This window comes from Ruegeria sp. N10 (genome assembly GCF_056531545.1).
On sequence record NZ_JBQFLY010000011.1, the window covers coordinates 24916 to 50825 of the forward strand.

The following is a 25910-nucleotide window of genomic DNA, read 5'->3' on the forward strand; positions in this document are numbered from 1 at the left end:
AACGCCCCCTCGAAAGATCGAGAGGGCGGTTTCCATCAGCTTAGCGCTTCATCGCAGCGTCGGCAAACTCCGGCGTGGGCGTGGCGGCCCACGTCAGGAAGGATTTTCCAACAGCGCTGACATTTCTCGCCTTCGGCCTTCTCGAACACGACGGCAACGCCTTCGATTTCGGGTACGCGGAACGCTTCGGCCGGGGCCGGGTCGCCAGTCACAGTCAGGCCTGACGTGATGCACAAATCGTCCACGTCAAAGGTCACCAGCAGATCAAGGGTTTCACTGTCCTCAACATGCACAATCGGAGCTGCTTCGAGGCTGGAGCCGATCACCTTGTCCTGACGCTGGATCTCAAGCGCGGCCGTCACTGCACGGCGTACACGGCGCACTTTGGCAACAGCCTCTTCCAGTTCGGCAAAACGCCAATCCGCAGGCGTTTCCGGGAAGTCGACCAAATGGACCGAGCTATCGTCGCCCGGAAAGCGCTCCAACCAGACCTCTTCCATGGTGAAAACCAGAACCGGCGCCAGCCATGTGGTCAGGCGATGGAACAGGATATCCAACACGGTTCGCGCGGCACGACGGCGCGGCGTGTCGCCGTCACAATAAAGTGCATCCTTGCGAACGTCGAAGTAGAAGGACGACAGGTCAACCGTGGCAAAGGTAAAGACCGCGCTGAATACGCCCTGGAAATCGAAAGACGCATAGCCCTTGCGAACCTGCTCATCCAGATCGGCCAGCCGGCTGAGCACCCAGCGTTCCAGACGCGGCATGTCTTCGGGCGCAACGCGGTCGGCCTCGGTGAAATCCGCCAGCGAGCCCAGCATAAACCGCATAGTGTTGCGAAGACGGCGATAGCTGTCGGCGGTGCCTTTCAGGATCTCCGGCCCGATCCGCTGGTCGGCCGTGTAGTCGGTCTGTGCCACCCAAAGGCGCAGGATATCGGCGCCGTATTGCTTGACGACCTCTTCCGGTACGATGGTGTTTCCCAGCGACTTGGACATCTTGTTGCCCTTGGCATCCAGCGTGAAACCATGGGTCACGACGTTGCGATAAGGCGCGCGGCCTTTGGTGCCGCAGGCCTGCAACATGGATGAATGGAACCAACCACGGTGCTGGTCGGTGCCTTCCATGTAGACGTCGGCGATACCGTCCTCGGTCCCATCTTCGCGGTCGCGCAGAACAAAGGCGTGGGTCGAGCCCGAGTCGAACCACACATCCAACACGTCAAACACCTGATCGTAGTCATAGGGGTTGGCGATGCCGTCTAGGATTTTCTCTTTGAACCCGTCGGTGTACCAGATATCCGCGCCGTCTTTCTCGAACGCCGCCTTGATACGCGCGTTGAGGTCTGCGTTGCGAAGCAGGTAATCCGCATCGGTGGGCAAGGCACCTTTCTTGGTGAAACAGGTCAGCGGCACGCCCCAGGCGCGTTGGCGCGACAGAACCCAGTCCGGGCGCGCTTCGATCATCGAATAGAGGCGGTTACGGCCGGTCTGCGGCGTCCACTTGACCAGTTCGTCGATCGAGCGCAGCGCACGTTCGCGGATGGTGTCGCCCATCTCACCCATGCCGTCGTCCAGCTTGCGGTCAACGGATGCAAACCACTGCGGCGTGTTGCGATAGATGATTGGCGCTTTCGAGCGCCACGAATGCGGATAGCTGTGCTTGATCTTGCCGCGCGCCAGCAGCCCGCCGACCTCGGCCAGCTTGTCGATGACAGCCTTGTTCGCGTCACCCTCACCGCCCTTGCGCGACAGGATGTACTTGCCACCAAAGAATGGCAGATCGGCACGGAACGAGCCATCATCCATCACGTTATAGGTGATGACCTGCTCTAACATACCCAGATCGCGGTAGAGTTCGAATTCTTCCATACCGTGTGACGGCGCACAATGAACGAAACCGGTGCCTTCGGTATCGGTCACGAAGTCAGCCGCGCGGAAGTCGCGGATATCGTCCCATTCGCCATTGCCACCTTCGGCCCCGGCCAGCGGGTGGGTCAGTTGAACACCTTCAAGCTCGTCAGTGGCGACATCACGTACGCGGGTCCACTGATCGTCGTTCAAACGGGCACGACCCAACACATCTGCGGCCAGATTGTCAGCCAGCAGGAACCTGTCACCCACATTAGCCCAGCATTCCTCAGGCGCGCCGGTGACTTCGTACAGGCCGTAAGAGATGTCTTTGCCATACACGACTGCCTTGTTCGACGGCATGGTCCAAGGTGTCGTCGTCCAGATCACGACGAATGCACCATCCAGGTTACCCGCGTTCACGACCTTGAACTTCACCCAGATGGTGAAGCTTTCCTTGTCGTGATACTCGACCTCGGCTTCGGCCAGCGCGGTCTTCTCGATGGGCGACCACATCACGGGTTTCGAGCCCTGATAAAGCGTGCCGTTCATCAGGAACTTCATGAACTCATCGGCGATCACCGCCTCGGCATGGAAGTCCATGGTGATGTAGGGATCAGGCCAGTTGCCGGTGATGCCCAGACGTTTGAACTCTTCCCGCTGGATGTCGATCCAGCCTTCGGCGAACTTGCGGCATTCCTGACGGAAGTCGACGATGTTCACCTCATCCTTGTTCTTGCCCTTCTTGCGGTACTGTTCTTCGATCTTCCATTCGATCGGCAGGCCGTGGCAGTCCCAACCGGGCACGTAACGCGCGTCAAAGCCCATCATCTGATGGGAGCGCACGATCATGTCCTTGATCGTCTTGTTCAGCGCGTGGCCGATATGCAGGTGGCCGTTCGCATAGGGGGGGCCGTCGTGCAGAGTAAAGGGTTTGCGGCCCGTTTTCTCGCGCAAGCGGTCATAGACACCGATGGTCTCCCACCGCTCCAACCATGCGGGTTCGCGTGCAGGCAGGCCCGCGCGCATGGGAAAATCGGTTTTTGGTAGGTTCAGCGTTTCTTTATAGTCAGGCGTTTGAATCGTGTCGGCGCACATTTTGAGCGTCCTTTGGATGATCAGGTCGTACTTGGATCGAAGCGGTCGGTGCGAGTTCTCAAACACCTTTGCCCGGCGTCTCAGAGGGTCAGAGCGCCGGGGATATAATTCGAATAATGATGGCCGTCCGGTCATACATGGCCGCGCTTATAAGACGCCTGCCTTCAATGGTCCAGAGGTTCCGGCCCATGCGGCGAATGGCGCAGCTTGGCCCAGCGATTCAGCCATGCCAGACCAGCGAGCCCAAGCCCCAGCGCCAGCAGTGAAAACACCCGGATCAGCCCACCCAGACCGGCAATATCGATCAGGAAGACCTTGGCCACCGCCAGCCCAATCACCACCAGCCCCGCCTTGCGCATCGCATCCGAACCACGTGTCAGAGATTGGTAGAACAGCACCGCCCCGACCAGCAGCAGAACAAGGGTATATGTATAAAGCTCGGGCTGCGTGACGCCGTTGCCTTCAAACATGCCTGCTGCTCCCTGCCAGACATGGCGGATGGTCAACCCAAACCACACGGCAATCAACGCGCCCGCAATGGCGTAGCTTGCCAGCCTGATCTGCTTTGGCATGTCCCTGATCCGCCAGGCCGAGAATCCAATGGTCAGTGCAGGCACCAGATAAGCAAGGACAAGGGTGTTCAGAAACGGTGGGCCAAGCACCGGGTCGGCGTTGGGGTTCAACAACGGGTTTTGTTCGGTCAACGCCAAGGTCAGACGGAACAAGCCATGACCGGCAAAGAACGCCGCCAACGCGTACCGGGCATAATTCAGCTTGCCGCCCAGCCCAAACCTCTGAACCTGAGCAAAGGCCAGCAGCAGCCAGATGACCGCCAGCAGGCCCAGACCCCAATGGCTGTTGTCGGCCCCGCCTTCACCGAAACCTTCAAGCCACCGCAGTAGCAACAGGGACAGCAGAATGCCGCCCGTCGCCCATGCCGCGCTTTCCAGCAGCAGTGCTGCAACCGGCCGCAGCAAGGGACGCAACAGCCACCAGCCAGCCACGAAACCCAATGTGGCCGTGCCATAAACCATCACCATTTCGGACACCGGGGCCGCGTTGGCCCAGTCCAGACCCGGGTCAAGCACCAAGCGCACGGTGACGGCGAAGACACCGGCCCAGATAAACCAACTCATCTGCGGCAAGGTGAATCTGCGATCCAACGCTGCTGCTGCGACGACGCTGGCCACCAGCGCAATCGTCAGCGCGGCCGAGCTGAGCACGATGACGCAGGCAAAGACCAGACAGGACAGCGCCGACAACGTGGCCAGAGCAGCCCGCATCCTGACCTCGCCGTCGGCGCGACCAAAACGCCCGGCCAGAAACACCATCAGAACTGCCAGGACAATCGCGTGTAGGGCCCAGGCGTACGCACCGATAACCGTGGCAGGATGCCAGCCCAATTCCAAAGCGATGGCCAGCGCTGGTGCAAAAATGACAGCCCACCCGGCCCAGATTGCACGATACTGGTTTACCCTGAATGACCGCCACGCCATCAAAATCGACGTGAGCGCGCCCAAAGCAACCAGCACGGTGGCCACCATCGGAAAGTCGGCCTCGGGCGTCTCCGCATAGGTGTCGGCGAAGCTGCGCAGAACCGCGCCGTATTCCAGCCCGTGAGAGGCAACAAAAAACACAAGGCCCGTCGCAGGTAGCACGGTCAGATCCTGAAGGGCTGGCGCATCCTTGGCCCACAAAAGCAGCGCCAGAAGCAGGGCGGACAGCAGGCAGACACCCAGCCAGAATTCAGCTGCGGAGTCTGCCCAATGCCAGGACAGGATCGCGGCACTGGCCGCAATCGCTCCGGCTGCGAGCCGAGTTGGAAACTCGGGCCACGGGCGGGTTCCGGGGGTGCGGATTACCTGAGACATCATACGCCCTGCATGATTCGGCCAAACGCGCCGCACCGGAATGGCCGTTGCCAGAAGCGCCAGCACTGTTGTCGCAACCAGATACCCCGGTTCCGTATTCGGTGCGCCACTTATCAAAAGCAGGTTTGCCGCATAAACGCCGACCAACGTCAGAACAGAAATCCATGCCCAGCGCCGCACCGTGTCGATACCCAGCCCCAAAACGGCTACCAAAAGAAAATAGGCATAGAGCCACGAAGGATCGTCAGATGCGCCCCCAACCAAAAAGGGTGCGGCATAGGCTCCGATCAGTCCAACCGCAGCCAGCAGCGGGCCGTGGAACCACCCCAGAACAAGACCAACAAGCGCGATGACAATCATACCTGCCAAAGCTGTCTCGGCCCCGATCAGGCCATAGAGCTGCCGCGCAGACAGGATAGCCCCGAACAAGGTGACAAGACCGGCCCCGGAAAAGACCGATGGCAAATAGGCAGTGGCCACCGCTTCGTCATCCCCGAACCTGCGGCGCAGAACCTCGCCCCCGACAATCAAAGCCGAACCAAAACCAAGCGCGGCGAAAACGCGGGCCACCGGAGGTAACAATCCGTTCTCAACGCCATATTGCACGAGGAAAATACCGGCCAATGCCAGCGACAGGGCCGAGACAGCGTAAAACCAGTTCTCACGCAGCCACGCGCCCAGCGCGGCAAACCGGTCATGGCGAAATACAATTGCAGGCGTAGCGGCGTCGGTGTCTACATCTTCGGCGCTTTCGTCTTCCTGTCGCTTTGGCGCGGCCCACGGCCCTGGGCTTTGAACCTGTTCCTCTGCCACAGGTTGCGGTGAAGGTGCATCTTGTTCCGGTTGCAGCGATGCCGGTGCATCACGCGACACCAACGCATTGATCTGCGCTTCCAGTTGTTCGACCCGGCGACGCAATCGGGAATGCCCGACCAGAAGGGCAATCAATGTCACCGGGATGGCCAGAACAACCAGGCCAATAAGAACAAGCAGCGTTTCCAACCGAGTCGCTCCGATCCGTAATTTCGGCCAAGCTATCTTGTGCTGTCGGTCAGCAACAGTCAGGAAAGCCGTGAGAAAGTCTAAAGCACAGAAATCGCCGGGCGGGCGATCATCAGCCAAAGGATGGTCAAAACCGCCAGAAACGCCGGAACCCCGCAGGCGAACCAGAACCGAAACAAGCGGTAATACTCCGGTGGCAGTTGCGTTCCCTGCTCTGCCGCCGTTCGCGCGTGGTCCCGCAACCGGATTTGGACCCAAACCACCGGCAACCAGAACAGGCCCGTCAAAACATAAAGTACCAGAGACAACACAATCCATCCTTCACCCAAAGACCACCCGATCTGCCAGGCAAGCAGCGCTCCGGTCACCGGTTGCAGGATGACAGCGGTCGTGGTGAACAGAAGGTCACCCAGAACCACCGTACCCGCCGTATGGGCGATGACGCGCGGGTCGTTTGTCCGGTGCGCGATCAGCATGAAAAAGGCGATCCCTGCCCCAGTTCCCAGCAGCACACATGCACCGATGACGTGCAGCCATCGCAAAATCAGTTCAGGGTCCATCATCGGCTCTCAAACAAGGGCAGCGCCACAAGCGACAGGATCATCGCGGGCAGGATTTTCACCAGCGGCCCCAGCGGGTCCAACCACAAGTCCGGCATCGTGATCGAAGCGGCGATCAGGTAGAACACGGCCACGGTTAACTGCGCCACGCAGGCCCGCGCCGCCCATCGGCGCCACAGGATGGCCAGACCCAGCGCTATGTCGATCAGGGACCAGAACACAGCGCTGGTCACCGCCATGGCGGATGACCACCCTGCTTCGACCAGCATGCCAGAAGCCGTGGATAAACCCGCCAAACCAAACAGGCCCGACAGCAACCAGAACAGGCTGAGTGTTGCAACGATCAGCGGCATCAACAGCGTCATCCGAGCGGTCAACCGATGCTCGCGCGCGCAAGGCAGCTTGGCGTAGACATCAGGCAAGGCGGCAATCCCGCGCCCGGCCGCTGCACGATAGTGGCCGGGGTCGCCAACCACGCCATCCGCCATGACCGTCATCGCCGTGCTGCGCAGCGGAGACCGCCAACCCAACCGGGCCAGACAGTCCGCCATGGACGCAACGGCTTTTGTCAGGACAGGCGGCAGGACCAAATGAAAGCGCGCGGCAGGAAACCCGAGCCACTGCCGCGTGCAGCGCACCACGTCCGACAAACTATGCGGGATATCCTCGACCAGATCGTAATTACCCTGCGGTAGGCGACCGGCAACGGCGGCAGTCACGACGTCACACAGGTCGGGCATCCCGATGCATTGAACGGGTGTATCGGGGTAAGCCAGCGGTTGAACAAAAGGCACGGCAGCCAGCATTCGCAGCAACGCCGTTCCCCCATAATCCGTTTGCCCGATAACTAGCCCCGGTTTCAGGATCCAAAGTGTTACGCCCGATGAACGTAAAGCGGCATCTCCGCGTGCCTTGCTGCGCAGGAAATGCGTGCTCGCGTCCGGCTCTGCCCCGATTGCCGAGATCTGAACAACGCTGATGCCACCTTTAGCGCAGGCCTCTGCAAGGGCTGTGATTGCTGAATGGTGCACCGCTTCAAGGTTGTCCTGCGCGTTATCCTGCAAAACCCCCGCGCAATTCACCACGACATCGACGTTGGCCAGCAGGTCCTGCCAGTCTTCCTTGTGCAACAGATCTCGCAAATCGTCCTGTTTCAGCGACACCCCCGGCAGGACCTTTGCCCCTTGCTCAGGATTGCGCCCCATGCCCTGAACCGTGGCACCTGCGGCTGACACTGCCCGCGTGACGGCGGCGCCGATGAAGCCATAAGCACCCAGAACCAAAACGTTCTTTCCAGAAAGCTCGTGATCTGCCATTAGCCTTTGCACCCGTTTTGCGCCACTCTACCTATCCGGGAAGCTTTGACCAGTCGCGACTACCGAGCTGCGACATTTATGGATGGAACAGAGACCCGACGAGATACGCGATCAGTGCCGCCGAACCACCGATCAACAGCGTTTCGATACCTGATCGCCACCAAGCCGCCAACGACCACCGGCTTTTGAATGCTCCAATCGCAAAGAAAACCCCCAACGTCATCCAGATCGACATCTCAAAAGCGTTCTCCACCGACGCTAAAAACGGCAGCAGCGGGATCATCCCGGCCACAAGGAACGCGAAAAACGTGGCCAACGCGGCTTTCATCGGATGCGGGTCTACACTGCCCAGCCCATATTCACCCTCGATCATCAGGTTGACCCAATGTTCGTGGCTCGACGTGATCGCGGCGGTGGCTTCGTTCAGAATTTCCCCTGACAACCCTTTTTGTGACAGAATTTCACGGACCTCCTCGCGCTCGCCGTCGGGGTAGAGTGCGATGTGGCGTTCCTCGATCGCCCGAATGCGCCGTATGTTGTCCAGTTCGGCCTTCGTGCCCGAATAGTTACCTGCGGCCATGGAAAACCCGTCTGCCAGAACGTTTGCCAGACCAAGCGCCACGATGACAAACGGGGAAAGACCCGCCCCCGCGACACCGGCGACAATGGCAAACGTTGTGACGGAACCGTCAATGCCGCCATACACAACGTCGCGCAACACGCCACGCCCGGGCGGAGCATTGATCCGGTCGGCGATTTCCTGCGGACTGTGACCGTGATCCGTCATGGCTAGCTCCTTTTTCACAGGCAGAGTGCCGAAGGGAGTGTTCTGACGCTTTGCTCTGGATCAACCCTTGGAGAATAGACCCTGCAAGGCTCGCTTGATGATGCCCCGCGTGGAGGGTTTGTGGCGTTTTGAGAATGGTAACGGGCGGCAGACTTCCATCGCGGCCACGCCCACTCGGGCGCTGAGCGCACCGTTGACCAGACCTTCTCCGAACCGTCGGGACAATTTGCTGAGAACGGATCCGCCAAGAACAGGTTCCAGCAGATCGTCACCAACGGCCACCGCCCCAGTTGCGACCAGATGCACAAAGACGGCACGCGTCAGACGCCAGCTTCCCAACGTGCCAGCCCGCCCCCCGTAGATTTCCGCAATGCGACGGATCATCCGCAGGGACGCAGCCAGTGCCGTTACAACATCCGCCAGTGCCAGAGGGACCAGAGCGGTCACGGTGGCAACCTGCCGTGCCGCGGCCTCAACCTCACGGCTGGCGGCGGCGTCGAGCGGGGCCAACAGCTCATCCTCGGCAAGGACTATAAGCGCCTCGGCATCGAACTGTTCTCCCATACGCTCGGACAATCGCTCACGACCCCAGCGGGTATCCTCGCGCCCTTTGTAGAATGCTATGATGCGATGTGTGACGGCACGCGCCTGAGCCAGGTCTTCATCAGCCAATGCAATATCCGCTGCACGGCGCATCCCATCAACACGGGACAACCGCCCCAAAGCCGCGAGCTCGCGCAGCGCGATGATCACCGCCACCAGAACCAATGCAGCCAACAGTCCGGCAACGATCCAACCCAATACGGGCGTCCGCTCCACCAGAGAGGTTGCAAAATCCCAGGCAGCCACCGATATGGCCGCCCCGACCACCGAAAGCGCAAGCCCCCAGAACCAGCGCGCAAGGGCCGAGGGTTTGCGGGCCGCCAGTCGGGCCGCGCTTTGCATCGCCTGCCCCTGAGGCGGCACAGTATCCGGCACCGGTTTTGCCTGCGCGACATCAGCAGCGGGTTCATCATCGTCAAGATCGATCAGAACCGGACCTTTAGCCATTTGTCGCATCCCTGCTGTGCCAGACAAACCTTATGTCCGGCAGGTTTTCATCGTTTTCTGCCCCATCGCTGCGCGCAACCTCGGCAAAGCCGTTTCGCTCATAGAACCGACAGGCACGGGAATTATCCTGAAACGCGTATAAGCCCAGCCGCCGCTGGCTTGATTTCGCGTGACCCAGCAATTGCTGACCAATCCCCTGCCCCCGAGCTTGCGCATCCAGATAAAGTGAATGGATTTCACCACCATTCAGCGCCAGAAACCCGACCACACCTGTCTCTGCCTCGGCCACAGTGACCCAATCCTGATCAATCATCCGGCCGCAAAAGGCGATGGTTTCAGCACAGCTGTGCAGTTTGGGCATCCAGTCGTTTTCCAAGGCGAAGCCGTGCAGGATCGTACCGATTGTACCGGCATCTGTGGTGCGTGCGGGGCGCAGTGTCGCGATCACAATCTGTCTCCGATCAGAAACTGCGCCGCACGATCCAGTCGGATATGCGGAGGGCCGTCACCGGGTTTCAGGGTTAGTTTTGCCGGGGCAAAGGCCATGAACCCATAGTCTTCGTTCAACCAACTCTCCGCTCCATTTCGCGCCGGACCCAACAGATGCGCCGGATCCTCGGGCAAGTCTCCGGGACAGAAAGCGGCCTGTTTGCCGCTGTCCAACAAAGTACCACGCACGCATGGCAGATCGGTTCCGTCGTGGCTGCGTATCTCTTCGGTCGTTGCACGCAGCGATGCTAGAGACAGGGCCGCGGTCCGGGCCCCGGCGAAATTCGCACGATCGCGCGCCTCGCGCGTCAAAGCCTCGATAATCGCGGTCAGGCGGGGATGTTGCGTGTGGTGCAGGTGGTCCGCTTTTGTCGCTGCAAACAGGATGCGTTCGACCTTTTTGCCCAGCAAAAGCTGGCTCAGCCATGCGTTCCGGCCCGGACGAAAAGCCGACAGGATATCGGCCATCGCGCGGCGCATATCTTCAACGGCCTGAGGACCCTTGTGAATTGCGCTCAGCGCGTCAACCAGAACCACCTGCCGATCAATCCGCGAGAAGTGATCCCGAAAAAACGGTTTCACGACCTGAGATTTATAAGCTTCAAACCGCCGTTCCATCTCGCGCTGAAGGGTCCTGCGCCGCGACGGGCCAGCGATTGCCAACGGTGCAAAGGTCAGTACCGGAGATCCCGCCAGATCGCCCGGCAGAAGGAAACGTCCCGGCGTACAGTCGTAAAACCCGGCATCGCGCGCTGCGTTGAGATAGGCGGTGAACGACGCGGCCAGAGCTTGTGCGGCAGGTTCGTCGTGCCCTACCGACGGGTCTGTATTTTGGACCAGCGCCAGATACGCGGCAGCCTCCGCACGGGTCTCGATCCGTGCCAGAGTTTCCTGAGACCAGTCTGCGTAAGATTTGTCCAGCAAGGCCAGATCCAGCAGCCATTCGCCGGGGTAATCGACGATATCCAAATGGACCGTGCGCGGCCCTTGCAACCCGGCAAGCAGCCCGGCGGGACGGGCCTTGAAGGACAAACGCAATTCAGACACCGCACGCGTGCTGTCTGGCCAGTGCGGTATCGGTCCCGTCAGGGCAGACAGGTGCGATTCATAATCGAACCGGGGCACAGTGTCATCCGGTTGGGGTTGCAGAAAGGCGGCATTGATCCGCCCCTCCTGCTGCGCAACCAGCCCGGTCATACGGCCCCGATCCAACAGATTGGCAACCAACGAAGTGATGAATACTGTTTTGCCGGATCGTGCCAGCCCGGTGACACCCAAACGGATGACCGGCTCGAAAAATGTCTCGGACACGCTGTCGCCGATACTTTCGACGCCACGCGCAAGACTGTCTGCCAGTGAAGAGATGACCAATCCGCCGCCCCGCAATTTTCCTTTTACCCAAGATAGGTAGCGGTCGCGGCACATACCAGCGCTTTCGCCCCCTTGCCCGATCCTGCGCTGCGCTGTACCAGCGGCACATGCCCAGATATGCGTTGAAAGTTGAATACCAGGGGGAGCCGTTTGCCGGATGGCAGCGGCAAAAGGATCAACCATCCGTGCAAGGTGCCATCGAACAGGCGCTTTCCCGTATTCAGCCGGGCGATCACACAATTGCCGCAGCGGGGCGCACGGACGCCGGCGTTCACGCTCTGGGGCAGGTTGCCCACTGCGACATGACAAAGGAATGGGACCCGTTCCGCCTGTCTGAGGCGCTGAACTATCACCTCAAGCCTCTCCCAGTGGCCATCGTAAAGGCCGCCCCCGTGACCGAGGATTGGCACGCGCGGTTTTCAGCGGTTGAACGGCAATATCTGTTCCGCATCCTGATGCGCCGAGCGCCCGCAACCCACGACCGGGGACAGGTCTGGCAGATTAGCCACCAGCTGGATGTCGACGCCATGCAGGAAGGGGCAAACATGCTGCTGGGCCGGCATGATTTCACCACGTTCAGGTCGTCGATCTGTCAGGCGGCCAGCCCGGTCAAAACCCTGGATGAACTGCGCGTTGAATGGGTCGAGGGCTTTTCCGCCCCCGAGGTTCATTTCCACGTGCGCGCCCGGTCGTTCCTGCACAATCAGGTGCGCAGCTTCGTTGGCACTCTGGAACGCGTCGGGGCCGGAGCATGGACCCCGGAAGATGTGCGTGAGGCTTTGGAAGCCGCCGACCGCGCTGCCTGCGGGCCGGTATGTCCGCCGCACGGACTGTATCTGGCGCGGGTCGGATACCCGGAACCGGTGTTCGACTGATCTAAACCGCGCGCAGAAGCAACCCGCCTGCAATCACCGCAATTGTAAGTCCTGCCACCAGTTCGATGCTGGGTGCCAAAATCGACGCAAAGCGCGTGGCCGAAGCCGAAGCCAGCAGCCCGCCGCGCAGACCAAAAGACGTCCACCCGACCAGCGTAGTCACAGTCGCCGTACCAAGCGCCATGGCAAAAGCACCCGCGATCCCCACCATGGCGATGCCCATTTGCCACGTCAGGATCAGCACAAACAAGGCACCGGTACAAGGACGTGCAGCTATGCCTGCGATCAGGATCAAGGCTTCGCGCAATGTGCCCACATTCGCAACCTCGTCCGCGGTAGGACCATGACGATGACCGCACTCCGCGCAGGCGCTGCCATCATGATGGTGCTGATGGGCGTGATCGTAAGGGACATGCTTTTTTCGTTGTCGTGCGAAATTGCGCACAGCCCGTACAATCAACCAAAGCCCAATCAACGCAATGGCTCCGTAGCTGATCGGAGCCATCACCTGTTCGGTCGTCCCAACAAGGCTTTCGCGGGACATCTGAAAGACCAGCACCCCCGCGTAGACCAGCACAACCGCCATCACAGCCTGTCCAAAACTGGACAATACGCTAATCGCCGACAACCGCCAGAAGGCAACACGCCGACCCAAACCGTAGCCCCCGATCAAAACCTTCCCGTGGCCCGGACCCACGGCATGAAAGAACCCGTAGGCGAAACAGACGGTCAGAAGCGTGGCCACCGCCTGAGGCTGTTCCGCACGCGCGGCACGCAAGGACCGCGCGATCTGGTTCTGAAAGTCCCGCTGCTCTCCGGCTGCCCAACTTGCCAGGCTGTCAAACCCACCACTGCCCCAGAACCAAAGAAGCAAACCGAAGGCCAGAGCGACCGGAACAATCAGGAAACGGGACATGAAACGAGGATCTCAGTCGCAAAGTTCTCACCAACCAATGGAATATCGTTTTCTTCCAGGTCGTAATCCGCGTCCAGTGTCAACAGAAACGCCTGCATCTGTGCAAGCTGCCCGTCTATGTCGGGATCGTTACGATCCACCCGGCATAAAGCCGGGCCCGTCACGGTTACAGGGCGCGTAATCTCGTAGGCCGTATAGAAGGACTCATCAAATGCCTTGGCGGAAAGCCCTGTGGCAAGTATCGCGTCGCCTTCGACCGCGCGCATGTGGGTGGTCACGACCCGCCCATCTTCCGTTGTCGCACTGGGCTCTAATGGACCGGACAGAGCAACCAGCGCTCCGTCTTTGGTGAGCACGAGGTCGCCGTTGTACCCCTCGACCCATTGCATATCGAACCCGCTCAGACGTTTTTCTTCGCTTTCCGTCAGAATACCGTCAGCATCCTGATCCAGATTCATGTCTTCCAGAACAAGCAGAGAGTAAAATTCGTCATATGCCCACGTCACCCGGATATGGGTCAGGTGACCGGCCTCATCCACGACGAACTCCAGCCCGGTGTCGATAAAGACATGCGGGTGGGATAGTGCCGGGATCGGCAGGCAACAGGTCATGACGGTGAAGAGCCAGCGCATATGCGCAAGATAGGTCTGACGGGACACGGCGACAACGGCCTTTACACACGCCTGCGGAAACTGGCCGACTTTCAGACTGGCGGGAACAGAACCAGTGTTTGCAGGGCCGTCCCTACAGGACCCTGCGTATCAAAAAGCACCGACTGAGACATGCCGATGCCCGTAGGTTGCCAATGTGAAACCGAACTGGACGCCAGCCAATCTGACACCGGTTCGCGGTGGATATTCACGGTCAAATCGGTGTTCATGAACCCCATCTCCGACGTCGGAGCATTCCACGAGATACCATTGCCGCAATCCGCCAACGGGCACAGTGCCTGAATGGGCGACTGATCTTCGCCGCTCAACAGCTTTGGGGTGCGCATCCAGACCGTTTTGGGTCCGGCCCCCTGTTTGCCGTCTTTGGGATAAAGGATGTCACTGTAGTGGGCAAACCCCTTCAAATCGTGACGAATCTCGCCGATTGGAAAAGGACCTTCTACCGCGTCTTCCAACTGTGGCGCGCTGGTTTCGACGTTTGCCACCACGCCTAGATCGCGCCGCACCAGATGCATGGTGGTGGCCGTGGCGCAGAGTGTGTCATCCAGATCGTGCACCGTAACACGTGTGGTCGCCAGCGTCTTTGTTTGGCGCGTGGTTTCTGCGGCAACCCGCAACCCGGCCAAGGGCAGAGGGCGCAACAGGTCAACTGTCAGGCGGGTCAGCATCTTTTCGGGGCCAACCTCAGTTTCCGCTGCCCGCACTATCAACCCGCTGACCGGCCCTGCGTGGCAATGATCGGCAGACCACGGACCGCGTGCAGGATCATGTCCTACAAACGCCCCATCCTCGCGCTGATGAAAATAGGTCTGATCCGTGAAGTCGAGCCCTGCCATTCGTCCTCTCTGGTCTTTTCTGCGTTGTTTACTTCAGTTCGTTCACCCCGGTAACCGGTTGCAAAGAAACGTGGTTTTCCCTGCGCAGGTTGAGTTATTTCTTCACGAAACTGTCCTTTTTCAGATCTTGAAACCGGGCTGTACTTTTAGGCACGAGGATGGCTTAACTGACCTGATCCTGTCCACCGCTGTGACGGGACGTCACCACATCAAATCCAAGTGGGGTTCGCATATGGCGTTGTTGATTGAAACCGGGTTGTCGGACTGGATTGGGGATGAGGAAATCGCCGCCACATTGCAGGCCTTGGCGCCCGGTGCAGACATCCGCACACCCGGAACGCTGGGCGACCCCAACGACATTACGATGCTTGCAGTGGTCAGCATGCAAAGCAATCACCCGGCGAAGTTGCCCAACCTGAAACTGGTTCAGAAGCTGGGGGCCGGGGTTGAGACCATAGTTGGCCATCCGGACCTGCCTCCGCATATCCGAGTGGCACGTTTGAAGCCAGACGCGCCTGCTCAGGGCATTGCCGAATGGTTTCTGGCCTATATTCTGCGCGCTCAGCGCCATATGGTTTTTCACGAGGCATCCCAGAGTCGCGCTGAATGGTTGCCGCGCGCGCCTATCTTCACACCTGATACGGTTGTGGGCGTTCTGGGTCTGGGCCATATAGGGGCCCGCACTGCCCGCATGTTACATGCCGTCGGGTTTCAGGTCATGGGCTGGAGCCGCTCACCAAAGTCCATCGATGGTGTCACCTGCCTGCATGGGCAAGACGCGCTGCCTCGGCTATTGGGGCAATGTGATCACGTCTGTGCCATCCTGCCTTCGACGCCGCAAACCGCGGGTTTGTTTGACGCACAGACGCTGGCCGCGATGAAGCCGGGCAGTCAGTTGCTGAACGCCGGACGCGGAAACCTGATTGACGAGGCGGCGCTGATCGCGGCGCTGGATAACGGCTCACCGGGCCATGCCGTGTTGGACGTCACGTCACAGGAACCGCTGCCAAAAGACAGCCCCTTGTGGCGGCACCCTTCTGTGACGATCACACCGCATGTCTCGGGCTGGTATCTGGGGGACGCACTGTCGGATGTGGCTGAGAACTACCATAGGCTCAGGTCCGGCGATCCCCTGTTGCACGAAGTCAGTCGCGATCTGGGGTACTGATACCAAGTCAGAGATCAGGGCGTCAGGATCCAGTTTCCGTTACCGTCATTGCACCGGCGGGTTCTGATCTCGCGGCTTTGATCGCTGCCTTCCGGCTGGATGACATGTTGAAGGCCGACGCAGTTGCCCTGAACGTTTTGCACCCGGATCGTTCCTTTTGAGCCGGTCTCGTCGTTTTGCCAGGACCGTTCCTGCCCTACAGAAGGCGTGCCATTGTTCAAAAGGGCATTCGAGGTTTCACTGACCACTTCAAAGTCTGCCGGGGACAGCCCCATCTCAGCTATGATTCGGGAGAGTGACTTGGCGTCGGCGGAACCGGTCATCAAAAGGGCGCCAAACGCGGCAATGACGGGTAAAAACTGGGCTTTCATTGTGGCCTCACAGAACTGAAATCATTTACGACCAAGGATATACCTCTGTTTCAGCAGGGCCAAGCCCCAGGGTGCCGACCTTCAAAATATCCCGAACAAACCTATCGCGCGTCAGGACCTAATAGCGCCGCGCCTTTGTCCCCATAGTGCCATTCAAACGATCCCGAGGCACACAAATGACCCATCCGACCTACTTCGCCCCGACCGGCGGCCACCCCGGCCAGAACCAGTTGCTGACCGACCGCGCCATGTTCACAGACGCGTATGCGGTCATTCCCAAAGGTACGATGCGCGACATTGTCACCAGCTATCTGCCGTTCTGGGAAGGAACACGCCTGTGGGTTCTTTCACGCCCGCTCAGCGGATTTGCCGAAACGTTCTCGCAATACATCATGGAAGTGCAGCCCGGCGGCGGCAGCGATCAGCCAGAGACAGACGCGCAAGCTCAGGCAGTGCTTTTTGTCGTCGAAGGAACAGTCACTTTGACGCTGAACTCGGAAAACCATGTGTTGGAGGCGGGCGGATACGCCTATATCCCCGCCGGCAGCGACTGGACATTGCGGAACACTGGCCAGACGGCAGCCCGGTTCCACTGGGTCCGCAAAGCCTATGAGTCCGTTCCCGGGTTGTCCGCGCCAGACCCGATCATCACCAACGAACGCGATGTGACGCCTGTCGAAATGCCGGGCACCGAAGGCCGATGGTCCACCACGCGGTTCGCAGACCCGCAGGACCTGCGCCATGACATGCATGTGAACATCGTCAATTTCGAACCGGGCGGGGTCATTCCCTTCGCCGAAACTCATGTGATGGAACACGGGCTTTATGTTCTGGAAGGGAAAGCGGTCTATCGTCTCAATCAGGACTGGGTCGAAGTTGAGGCCGGAGATTACATGTGGCTGCGCGCCTTTTGCCCGCAAGCCTGTTACGCAGGGGGGCCGGGTCGATTCAGGTATCTGCTTTACAAGGACGTCAACCGGCATATGCCCCTGTCCCTGTCGCACCGCTAAACGCTGGTCTGGCTGGAAATCGCAGTGATTTTTTATCCCAGGGCTTCACACAAGGGTCGGAATTTGCTGAACTCCAGGTAAATTCTTGTTTAGTGCATTGGAGATTTGTCCATGAAACTGCGCCTTGCCCTGATACCCGTTGCCGTACTCTCTACCTCTGCAATCCTACACACAGCACCCGCCATTGCGGGGGAAGAGACCAAATCCGTCTTCGTCATGAGCCGCAACTGGGCTGTGACACAGGTCGCTGACGCACCGGTCATTTATCGCGCCACACGCGACAACAACAACCTGAACCCGTTCGGCCCGCCCCCACGCCTTCGCACGACGCAAGCTATTGTTGCCATTCAACAAGCGACGGGCTGCAAGGTGATCTTCAACAGCATGTACCAGAATATCTCGGGTCAGTTCTTTTCTCAGGTCAGGTGCAAGTAAGCTGTTGCTGATCAGGCATTGAGGTCGCCCCGACGCCCTGCCATAGCTTGCGCATGAAACTCGCGATAAACGGATTCGGCCGCATTGGCCGCACGATCCTGCGGCAGGTTCTGGCCCTGCCCGAAGGGTCGGATATCGAGCTGGTGTTGATCAATGACATCGCGCCGCTGGAGACCTGCGCTTACCTGTTCAAATACGACAGCACCTTCGGCCCTTATCCCGGCGATGTGTCACAGGGGGATGAAACGCTGATCGTGGACGGGCGCTCTGTTCCTATGACCCACAGCGTCGATCTGACACGCGTTGACCTGTCCGGCGTTGACGTGATGCTGGACTGTACCGGGGTCGCGCGCACATCCGACGTGGCGCGTCGCGGGTTATCTGCGGGCGCCAACAAGGTCCTGATCTCGGGCCCTTCGCCCGCGGCCGACATAACCGTCGTTCTGGGGGCGAACGAGGATCAGTTGGGCAGCGCCCGGATCGTATCGAACGCCTCTTGCACAACCAATGGGCTTGCACCGCTGGTCAAAGTGCTGGACCACATTGGTGGTGTTTTGTCAGGCCATATGACAACCATCCATTGCTATACAAACAGCCAGCCCATGGTTGACGCCCCGCGCGGCGACCTTGCCCGGTCGCGGGCTGGTGCGCTGTCCATGGTTCCGACAACATCCAGCGCCACACACCTGATCGACGTGGTCGTTCCACATCTGGCCGGGCGCATCTCGGGGGCCGCAGTTCGCGTCCCGACAGCCAGCGTTTCAGCTGTCGACCTCGTGGTCACATTGGAACGCGGCATGAGGGCCGAGGATTTCGATCATGCTTTGCGTCAGGCCATTGACGCGTCCCCGGTTTTGGGTTGGACGGATATGCCGCTGGTGTCCTCCGATTTGCGGGCGCGCCCGGAATCGCTGGTCATCGCCGGGCCCGAAACCCGCATGGTCGGTGAAAATCAGGTGCGCGTTTTCGGCTGGTACGACAACGAATGGGGCTTTTCGGCCCGCATGCTGGACGTGGCCCGCCTGATGGCCGCGCCGTGACCGGACTTACCTTCGTGCACAGCGTCGGGTCGGTGCCTATGGTTTAGGCCCCGCGATAGGGTATTCTGTAACGCGGACTACCTTACTGATCCGTTCAATCATGAAATCCATGAACAGGCGTGCCTTTGGATCCTGATGGCGTCGATGCGTGTATAGGCAGGCCATCTGAACTGGAACAGGCGGAGTTTCCGTCGCAACCGGTACGAGGCGACCGGATTTCAGATGCTCGGCCACCTCGAAAACCGGCTTCATTGCAATGCCTTGACCGGACAACGCCCAATCCGTCAGGACATCCCCATCATCACATTCGAACCGCCCGGACACGGCAAAACGTTTCGGACCGTCGGGCGTTTTCAGCATCCACTGAAACTCGGTCGCACCCGGAAAGCGCAGATTCAGGCATTCATGCTTGTCGGCAATCAGGTCAGCTCCGGTTTTAGGCATACCGCGCCGCGCCACATAATCCGGCGCAGTACACAATACACGCTGGCAGTCGGCAATCTTGCGAATACGCAACGTGCTGTCCTCGGGCTGGCCAATGAAAAACGCCAGATCAAGACCTTCCGTCGTCAGGTCAACCGAGCGATCCGTCAGGCGCAAGCGGACATCAATCTCGGGGTATTCTGTAAGAAATTCAGGCACATGCGGTGCCAGCAATCGCCGCCCCACCCCCAGTGGAGACGCCACGAACAACGACCCGCGCGGTGCCTCGGTCAGATGCGTGACCTGAGCCTCGGCCTCGTCCACCGCATCCAGAACCGCCACCGCACCGGGGTAGAATGCTTTTCCCTGCTCTGTCGGGGACAGGTTACGTGTGGTGCGCTGGAACAGACGTACACCCAGATGGTCCTCAAGCTGCGATATTCGCGCCGATGTCACCGCTGGCGAAATCCTCAGATCTCGCCCGGCCGCAGACATGCTGCCCAGATCGTAAACCCTGACAAAGGTTCGGATGTTGTCGAGATAGGACATTTTTTCGGTTTTTTTGATACCAGTTGACAATATATTGGGAATACCGAAGAACCGCCCGTTTGCCTAGTGAATTACACAGGGCCGAAGCCAAGGACCGGCCAGGACATTGGTTGTATACGGTTAGCTTTGGCCCGGACTGCGGCAATTCCGGTCTGCCAATCGAGGTGCGGCAAAGCGATTGTGTCAGCAAAGGCCGGGACAATTCGACCAAAATTTCCTGATCCCGCGTTTATCCCTTTTCCCAACGGCATTCAGATGTTCTAACCTGACACTATAAGACCGTGCACCACACGGTAGCTGAGATCTGGAACTGGGACAGTTGGGGCTATTCATGCAAGGGCGCATGCCGCAAGGCCGTTTGAAGTGCTGGCTGAGTGCCATTGTTATGGCACTGACCCCGACCGCTCTGATGGCGCTGGAAACCTCTCTGACGGCGCCGGGCGCTTCAAAGGAACTTGTTGAACGTCTGAAAAAGACATCATCGGTGACAACGGCGGAAGAGCGGGGTCTGGATACGCCACTTGAGATCCTGTCTGCCGCCTTGTCGGATTACCGCACGCTTGTGCAGATCTTGTATGACGAAGGGTATTTCAGCCCGGTTGTCAGCATTAAGCTTGACGGGCAGGAAGCCGCTGAGTTGAGCTCTTTGACTGTGCCAGCCCAGATCAACAGGGCCGCAATTACCGTTGAAACCGGGCCAAGCTTCAAATTCGGCACGGCCATTGTTCAGCCCCTGGCGTCTGGCACCGTGCTGCCCGAAGGTTTCGCCCCCGGCAAACTAGCAACAACAGGGGTCATTCAAAAAGCAGGCTCGGACGGTGTGCAGGGTTGGCGGAATGCGGGCCACGCAAAAGCCAAAATCGAGGATCAGATCATTATCGCCCGTCACGCACAGGCCCGTCTGGATGCGCAGATTGATCTGGACCCGGGGCGCAGGCTGACGTTTGGCAGAATGTTCATTAAGGGCGACACGGATGTGCGCCACCGGTCCATCGAAAAAATCGCCGGTTTCCCAAGCGGGGAAGTTTACTCACCAGAAAAAATCCAGAAGGTTGGAACGCGTTTGCGCCGAACCGGCACGTTCAACGTCGTCTCATTGCAGGAACATGAGACAGCAAACCCCGACGGGACACTGGATTTCGACGCCACATTCGAAGACCTACCAAAGCGTCAGCTGACCTTTGGGCTCGAGCTGGCCTCGCGCGACGGTCTCGACGTGACCGCGACCTGGACACATCGAAACATGTTCAAACGCGCGGAGCGTCTGCGTTTTGAGGCCGCGATACGAAATATCGGTGGTTCCGAAGATCTTGATGGGCGGATCGGATTGCGTCTGGATCAGCCCGATCGTCTGGGTCCGGACGACAATACATTCTGGAACGTGTTGCTGGAGCGCCGCAACACTGAAAACTACAATGTATCGGTTGCGTCTGTGGCATATGGTGCGCGCCGCACATTCTCGGACACGCTCTATGCCGAAGCCTCGGCTGGGTTACAGTGGTCAGATGCTGACGACGCCTATGGAAGTGGCCGCAAGTTCAGATACTTTATCCTGCCCTTCCGCTCGGAAAGGGATGAACGCGACAATAAAGTCAGCGCCACGCGCGGCTATTATCTGGATTCCGAAGTCATGCCTTTCATTGGCTTTTCCGGCACCGATACGGGCATTCGCCTGTTTGTCGACGGCCGGATCTATACCAGCCTTGGAACCGGCGGCAGGGTTGTGCTGGCAGCGCGGGCGCAACTTGGATCAGTCATTGGCCCGCCAGCAGATGGCGTTACACCCGACTTTCTGTTTTTTTCCGGTGGTGCAGGAACCGTGCGCGGGCAACCCTATGAAAGCCTTGGCATCCCGGTCGGGACCGGTGTCGCAGGCGGCAAATCGTTCCTTGGACTTTCAGGCGAGATCCGGGGCAAGGTGACAGATTCTCTGTCGCTGGTTGGGTTTTACGACTACGGTGTCGTCGATACCTCTTCCTTTATAGGAAGTGGCGCGGAAGATCATGCAGGTGCCGGTATCGGCGTAAGATATGATTTGGGCGGCTTCGGACCCCTGCGGTTTGACCTGGCCTTCCCGGTAAGCGGCTCCAGCGGCAACGGTCTGCAATTCTATATCGGGATCGGGCAAGCGTTTTGAGGCGGCACCTTTCATACCTTCTGCTGATTGGCACGCTGATGCTTGTGCCAGTGGCCGGCCCCGCGCAGGAGGACGAAGGCGGCAGCATGATCGAGCGGTTCCTACAGGACACGCTGTCGGGCGACGATCAGAATGTTACCGTCAAAGGTCTGCAAGGCGCGCTGAGTTCACGCGCCACCATTACCGAGATCACGGTGGCCGATGATGAAGGGGTCTGGCTGACCATCCGGGGAGCGGAACTGGATTGGAACCGGTTGGCGCTGATTCGTGGGCGGTTCTCGGTCAACGCGCTGACCGCACAGGAAATCGACGTCGCCCGTGCGCCGGGCACCACGACCAAGGACACACCGTCCGCTTCTGCCGAGACCCAAGCTTTTCAACTGCCTGAACTGCCCGTGGCCATCGAAATCGGCGAAATCCACATTGGCGAGCTGGCCTTGGGCAAACCTTTGATCGGCATTGCGGCGGAACTGGCCGTCAATGGCAACCTGTCGCTGGCCGACGGGACGCTGGACACCAAACTGGACATCACCCGACTGGATCGGGCCGGTGATGAAATCTCCTTAGCTGCGGGTTTTCGGAACACTGACAGCCAGATTGATCTTGACCTTCAGGTCACCGAAGCTGCCGGGGGTCTGATCTCGACCGCTTTGAAAATGCCGGACAGCCCCCCGATCGGATTGACCGCGAAAGGGTCCGGGCCGGTGACGGATTTTACGGCCGAAATCAGCCTGAGCAGTGATGGGCAGCCACGGGTGACCGGACAGGTTCGGTTACGTTCTGCCCCAACAGCCGTGGCTAGCGCGGAGGAGGGCATCGCCTTTACCGCAGATCTGGGCGGTGACCTGACGCCCTTTGTCGCTGAGAATATGGATACGTTCTTCGGCCCCAAAACGCAGTTGATCGTGGATGGACGGACCCTACCTGAAGGCGCGTTGGATATCAGTGATCTGGAACTCAGTTCTCAGGCACTGAACCTGAAAGGGGCGCTGCAACTGGCGCCGGGAGGTCGGCTGCAACTGGCGGCCCTGCAAGGACGCATTACACCGCCCGAGGGGCAAAGCGTCGTCCTTCCGTTGTCAGGTGGCGACACATCGATCGAAGCTGCGCAGGTCTCTGCGTTGTTTGATGAGAAAAACGGCAATCTCTGGGATCTAAGTCTGACCGCTAACGCCGTAAAATCCGATACCCTGAACCTGCAACGCGCGCAAATTACGGCGCAGGGAACTTTGGAACAGGGTGACGTTTTGCGGATCGACGGTGATTTGCAAGCTGCTTTGGACGGTATCGACCTGACTGACGATGCCCTGAACGCAGCTATTGGAGACCGCATTACGCTGGACGGTACGTTCCAGTATGGCAGGGATCAGACCCTGAACGTGTCCGGGGTCGAGATGGTCGGCTCGGACTATGAACTGGGCGTTGATGCCGAGATCAGCGGCTTGTCCAGTGGTTTGGCCGTCGATGGAACCGCGACATTGCAGGCGACCGATCTGGCACGGTTTTCGGGTCTGGCGCAGCTGGAACTGGGCGGTCAGGCCACTGCCCGGCTCACGGGCCAGGGTTCGCCGCTTGAAGGCAGTTTCGATGGCAAGCTGGAGGTCGAAGGGCGCGGTCTTTCCACAGGGCGCGATGACATTGACCCAGTGATCCGGGGCAACACAACAATCACGCTGGACGCAAAACGCGGTCCAGATGGCGTAACGATCCGGGATTTTACGCTGATCGGCGATACTCTGCGCGCGCAGGCTGATGGTACGGTTACCACCCCTGAGGGCAGCGTGACGATTGACGGGCAAGCAACAGTCAACGCGCGGGATCTTTCCGTGTTCTCGGGCCTCGCCAAACGTGAGCTTGGCGGTGCGGTACAGGCGAAACTGGACGGCAAAGGCACTGTTCAGACGCTCGAGTTTGATGGCACAGCCAGCGTGATGAGCCGGGATGTCAAAACGGGCCTACCCGAGATTGACCCGCTGCTGGTCGGTCGGACCGAGATAAATTTCGACGGCGCGCTGAGTCAGAAGCAGATTAAAATCCGCGACGCGGTGATCAAAGGTTCAGCCATTGTGGCAAGCGCCGCGGCAACAATTGATGATCCGACGGATGCATTGGCCGTGGACGGGCAGGTCAGTCTGAACATCCCGGACCTGTCACCCTTTTCAACTCTTGCCGGGCGAGATCTTGCAGGTTCGATCATCGCGGACGTCGCAGGCAAAGGTACGGTTGGCAGCAAGGCATTTGACGTCAAAGGCAACTTGGCTGCTGATGACATCAAGTCCGGCATCAACGCGGTTGACAACCTGATCCAGGGGCGAACGAACCTGACGGTGGATGCGGTGAATGACGAGGCCGGTCTGAATATTCGCACATTCCAGCTGATCGGCACCGCCCTTTCTGCGGATGCATCCGGCAAACTGAACCGCGATGCCGGCGGATTGACCTTTTCCGCAGCGCTGGATGATCTGGGGCGGCTGTCAAAAACACTCTCCGGGCCTCTGAAACTGGACGGCAACGTCGCTCCGACACGGTCCGGGCTCGAAGGAACAGCACACTTGCTTGGGCCAGAGAGTTCCTATGCCAAAGTGTCCGGTACGGTGGACACAAATGGATCCGCTGATCTGGACTTCGATGCCAAGTTCAACCGCATCGAAAGGTTTGTGCCAGAGTTTCCCGGCACCCTTACCGCTGCGGGCAATGCCAAGCGGGACAGTGGCGTTTGGACCATCGACGCCAAGGCGCAAGGTCCCGCAGACATCGTCAGCACGGTTGCAGGCACCTTTGATGAAACCAGCAGCAATGCAGATATTTCAGCAAAGGGTGGCGTAAACCTGGGGATAGCAAACGTCTTCATCACGCCTAACAAGATTGAGGGGTCCGCGCGTTTTGATCTAGCCCTCAAAGGCCCGGCTGATCTGGCGTCCCTAAGCGGATCGATTACCACTTCGGGAACATCCCTTGCACTTCCCGGCGCAGGCCAGACCATCACCGGGATCAACGGACAGGTGGATCTGGCGCAAAGCCGTGCAACCATCACGCTGAACGGCGGGGTGCGGGCCGGTGGTGGCTTTACCGTCAATGGACCTGTCGATCTGACGCCCCCGTTCAATGCGCAGATCACGACAACAATCAACAGCCTCGTCCTGACCGATCGGCTTTTATACGAGACGACTTTGAACGGTCAGATTGCGATAACCGGCGCTCTAGCCGGGAACAGTTCGCTGGCTGGGCAGATCACCTTTGGTGAGACCAATATCAACCTCGCTGCGGCTTCGGGGGCTGTAGGTGCCGCACCGATCCCCGAAATACAGCATGTCAACGAAAGCGGTGCCAGTTTCATCACGCGCGAGCGTGCAGGTCTTGTAACCACCAAAGACAAGGGCCAAAGCACATCCCGAATAGCACTGGACATCAACTTGCTGGCACCCAAAGCCGTGTTCGTACGGGGGCGCGGTGTAAATGCCGAACTGGGTGGCCGGATTTCCATTGGTGGCACCACGACCTCGGTGGTCCCATCAGGTCAGATTGAATTGATCCGCGGTAATTTCGATATTCTGGGCCGCAGGCTGGCCCTGACCAAAGGCATCGTGACCCTACAGGGTGACTTGACGCCTTATATCGAGTTTGAATCCTCTGCCAGCACCTCGGACGGCACCGCGACCATCGAAATCGCAGGGCCGCTGGATTCACCCGAGGTCAGCGTGTTTTCCGATCCCGAACGCCCGGCTGAAGAGGCACTGGCGATGCTGCTCTTTGGGAACAGGTTCTCGGAAATCTCACCGTTCCTGATTGCGCAGATGGCCGCGTCGCTGGCGCAACTCAGCGGTGCTGGAGGGGACGCGACCAAGGGATTACGCGACTCTACCGGTGTTGATACGATTGATGTTGGTGCGTCAGAAGGTGGCGCGGGCCGATTGGGTGCCGGGGCCTATCTGGGTGAAAACCTCTATACCGACTTTACCGTCAATACCGAAGGCGATACCGAGGTGAACCTGAACCTTGATGTTACCGACAATTTCTCGGTCAAGGGCACGGTTGACGGTCGCGGCGAAACGGGCATCGGAGTGTTCTTTTCAAAGGACTATTAG

Annotated in this window: 20 protein-coding genes; 7 read left to right on the plus strand and 13 right to left on the minus strand. The window is 59.3% G+C overall.

What is annotated here, in order from left to right; translation table 11 throughout:
• Positions 1 to 35: 35 nt before the first annotated feature.
• From ileS to ACR0JI_RS14790, 8 genes are all read right to left on the minus strand, one after another.
• Positions 36 to 2948, minus strand: coding sequence for an isoleucine--tRNA ligase (gene ileS / locus ACR0JI_RS14755; RefSeq protein WP_480494807.1), 2913 nt, complete (start codon positions 2946 to 2948; stop codon positions 36 to 38).
• Positions 2949 to 3112: 164 nt separating this feature from the next.
• On the minus strand, positions 3113 to 5821 hold the full coding sequence (locus ACR0JI_RS14760) for a DUF2339 domain-containing protein (RefSeq protein WP_480494808.1): 2709 nt from the start codon (positions 5819 to 5821) through the stop codon (positions 3113 to 3115).
• A gap of 80 nt (positions 5822 to 5901) precedes the next feature.
• The gene (locus ACR0JI_RS14765) at positions 5902 to 6381 is read right to left on the minus strand and encodes a DUF2269 family protein (protein WP_480494907.1); all 480 of its coding nucleotides are present in this window, start codon (positions 6379 to 6381) and stop codon (positions 5902 to 5904) included.
• A complete protein-coding gene (locus ACR0JI_RS14770; protein WP_480494810.1) occupies positions 6381 to 7697 on the minus strand; it encodes an SDR family oxidoreductase in 1317 nt (438 codons plus the stop codon). Before ACR0JI_RS14770 ends, ACR0JI_RS14765 begins: the two co-directional genes overlap by 1 nt.
• A 76-nt stretch (positions 7698 to 7773) precedes the next feature.
• Positions 7774 to 8484 (minus strand): VIT1/CCC1 transporter family protein, encoded by a 711-nt coding sequence (locus ACR0JI_RS14775; RefSeq protein ID WP_480494812.1) that lies wholly within the window; start codon positions 8482 to 8484, stop codon positions 7774 to 7776.
• 60 nt (positions 8485 to 8544) lie between these two features.
• A complete protein-coding gene (locus ACR0JI_RS14780; protein WP_480473753.1) occupies positions 8545 to 9534 on the minus strand; it encodes a YcjF family protein in 990 nt (329 codons plus the stop codon).
• Positions 9527 to 9982, minus strand: coding sequence for an N-acetyltransferase family protein (locus ACR0JI_RS14785; RefSeq protein WP_480473754.1), 456 nt, complete (start codon positions 9980 to 9982; stop codon positions 9527 to 9529). The genes ACR0JI_RS14780 and ACR0JI_RS14785 overlap by 8 nt, the downstream gene beginning before the upstream one ends.
• Positions 9979 to 11394 carry a YcjX family GTP-binding protein gene (locus ACR0JI_RS14790; protein WP_480473755.1) on the minus strand — a complete coding sequence of 472 codons (1416 nt, stop codon included), beginning with the start codon at positions 11392 to 11394 and terminating at the stop codon, positions 9979 to 9981. The genes ACR0JI_RS14785 and ACR0JI_RS14790 overlap by 4 nt, the downstream gene beginning before the upstream one ends.
• Before the next feature lie 107 nt (positions 11395 to 11501).
• On the opposite strand from ACR0JI_RS14790, the gene truA reads away from it, so the two are divergent.
• Positions 11502 to 12269: a tRNA pseudouridine(38-40) synthase TruA gene (truA, locus tag ACR0JI_RS14795; protein WP_480473756.1), complete on the plus strand. Its 768-nt coding sequence runs from the start codon at positions 11502 to 11504 to the stop codon at positions 12267 to 12269.
• Between the two features lies 1 nt (position 12270).
• On the opposite strand, the gene ACR0JI_RS14800 is transcribed toward truA, so the two are convergent.
• The 3 genes from ACR0JI_RS14800 to ACR0JI_RS14810 are packed head-to-tail and all read right to left on the minus strand — an operon-like array spanning position 12271 to position 14692.
• Positions 12271 to 13185: a nickel/cobalt transporter gene (locus tag ACR0JI_RS14800; RefSeq protein ID WP_480473757.1), complete on the minus strand. Its 915-nt coding sequence runs from the start codon at positions 13183 to 13185 to the stop codon at positions 12271 to 12273.
• Positions 13170 to 13844: a DUF1007 family protein gene (locus ACR0JI_RS14805; protein ID WP_480473758.1), complete on the minus strand. Its 675-nt coding sequence runs from the start codon at positions 13842 to 13844 to the stop codon at positions 13170 to 13172. The genes ACR0JI_RS14800 and ACR0JI_RS14805 overlap by 16 nt, the downstream gene beginning before the upstream one ends.
• Before the next feature lie 44 nt (positions 13845 to 13888).
• On the minus strand, positions 13889 to 14692 hold the full coding sequence (locus tag ACR0JI_RS14810) for a thioesterase family protein (RefSeq protein WP_480473759.1): 804 nt from the start codon (positions 14690 to 14692) through the stop codon (positions 13889 to 13891).
• 232 nt (positions 14693 to 14924) lie between these two features.
• On the opposite strand from ACR0JI_RS14810, the gene ACR0JI_RS14815 reads away from it, so the two are divergent.
• Positions 14925 to 15860 (plus strand): 2-hydroxyacid dehydrogenase, encoded by a 936-nt coding sequence (locus ACR0JI_RS14815; RefSeq protein ID WP_480494814.1) that lies wholly within the window; start codon positions 14925 to 14927, stop codon positions 15858 to 15860.
• Between the two features lie 14 nt (positions 15861 to 15874).
• Here ACR0JI_RS14815 and ACR0JI_RS14820 read toward each other — a convergent pair whose 3' ends face one another.
• Positions 15875 to 16231: a hypothetical protein gene (locus ACR0JI_RS14820; protein ID WP_480494816.1), complete on the minus strand. Its 357-nt coding sequence runs from the start codon at positions 16229 to 16231 to the stop codon at positions 15875 to 15877.
• Between the two features lie 176 nt (positions 16232 to 16407).
• On the opposite strand from ACR0JI_RS14820, the gene ACR0JI_RS14825 reads away from it, so the two are divergent.
• The 3 genes from ACR0JI_RS14825 to ACR0JI_RS14835 all read left to right on the plus strand — a co-directional run bounded on the left by ACR0JI_RS14825 (position 16408) and on the right by ACR0JI_RS14835 (position 18716).
• Positions 16408 to 17241: a bifunctional allantoicase/(S)-ureidoglycine aminohydrolase gene (locus tag ACR0JI_RS14825; protein ID WP_480494818.1), complete on the plus strand. Its 834-nt coding sequence runs from the start codon at positions 16408 to 16410 to the stop codon at positions 17239 to 17241.
• 111 nt (positions 17242 to 17352) lie between these two features.
• Positions 17353 to 17676: a hypothetical protein gene (locus ACR0JI_RS14830; protein WP_480494820.1), complete on the plus strand. Its 324-nt coding sequence runs from the start codon at positions 17353 to 17355 to the stop codon at positions 17674 to 17676.
• A 53-nt stretch (positions 17677 to 17729) separates the two neighbouring features.
• Complete coding sequence (locus tag ACR0JI_RS14835) at positions 17730 to 18716, plus strand: type I glyceraldehyde-3-phosphate dehydrogenase (protein ID WP_480494822.1); 987 nt, start codon at positions 17730 to 17732, stop codon at positions 18714 to 18716.
• A gap of 36 nt (positions 18717 to 18752) precedes the next feature.
• On the opposite strand, the gene ACR0JI_RS14840 is transcribed toward ACR0JI_RS14835, so the two are convergent.
• Positions 18753 to 19688, minus strand: a complete 936-nt coding sequence (locus ACR0JI_RS14840) for a LysR family transcriptional regulator (protein WP_480494824.1) — start codon at positions 19686 to 19688, stop codon at positions 18753 to 18755.
• 331 nt (positions 19689 to 20019) lie between these two features.
• Here ACR0JI_RS14840 and ACR0JI_RS14845 point away from each other — a divergent pair, with 331 nt between their 5' ends.
• Both ACR0JI_RS14845 and ACR0JI_RS14850 read left to right on the plus strand, forming a co-directional pair.
• The gene (locus ACR0JI_RS14845; RefSeq protein WP_480494826.1) at positions 20020 to 21825 is read left to right on the plus strand and encodes an autotransporter assembly complex protein TamA; all 1806 of its coding nucleotides are present in this window, start codon (positions 20020 to 20022) and stop codon (positions 21823 to 21825) included.
• Positions 21822 to 25910: a translocation/assembly module TamB domain-containing protein gene (locus tag ACR0JI_RS14850; protein WP_480494828.1), complete on the plus strand. Its 4089-nt coding sequence runs from the start codon at positions 21822 to 21824 to the stop codon at positions 25908 to 25910. Before ACR0JI_RS14845 ends, ACR0JI_RS14850 begins: the two co-directional genes overlap by 4 nt.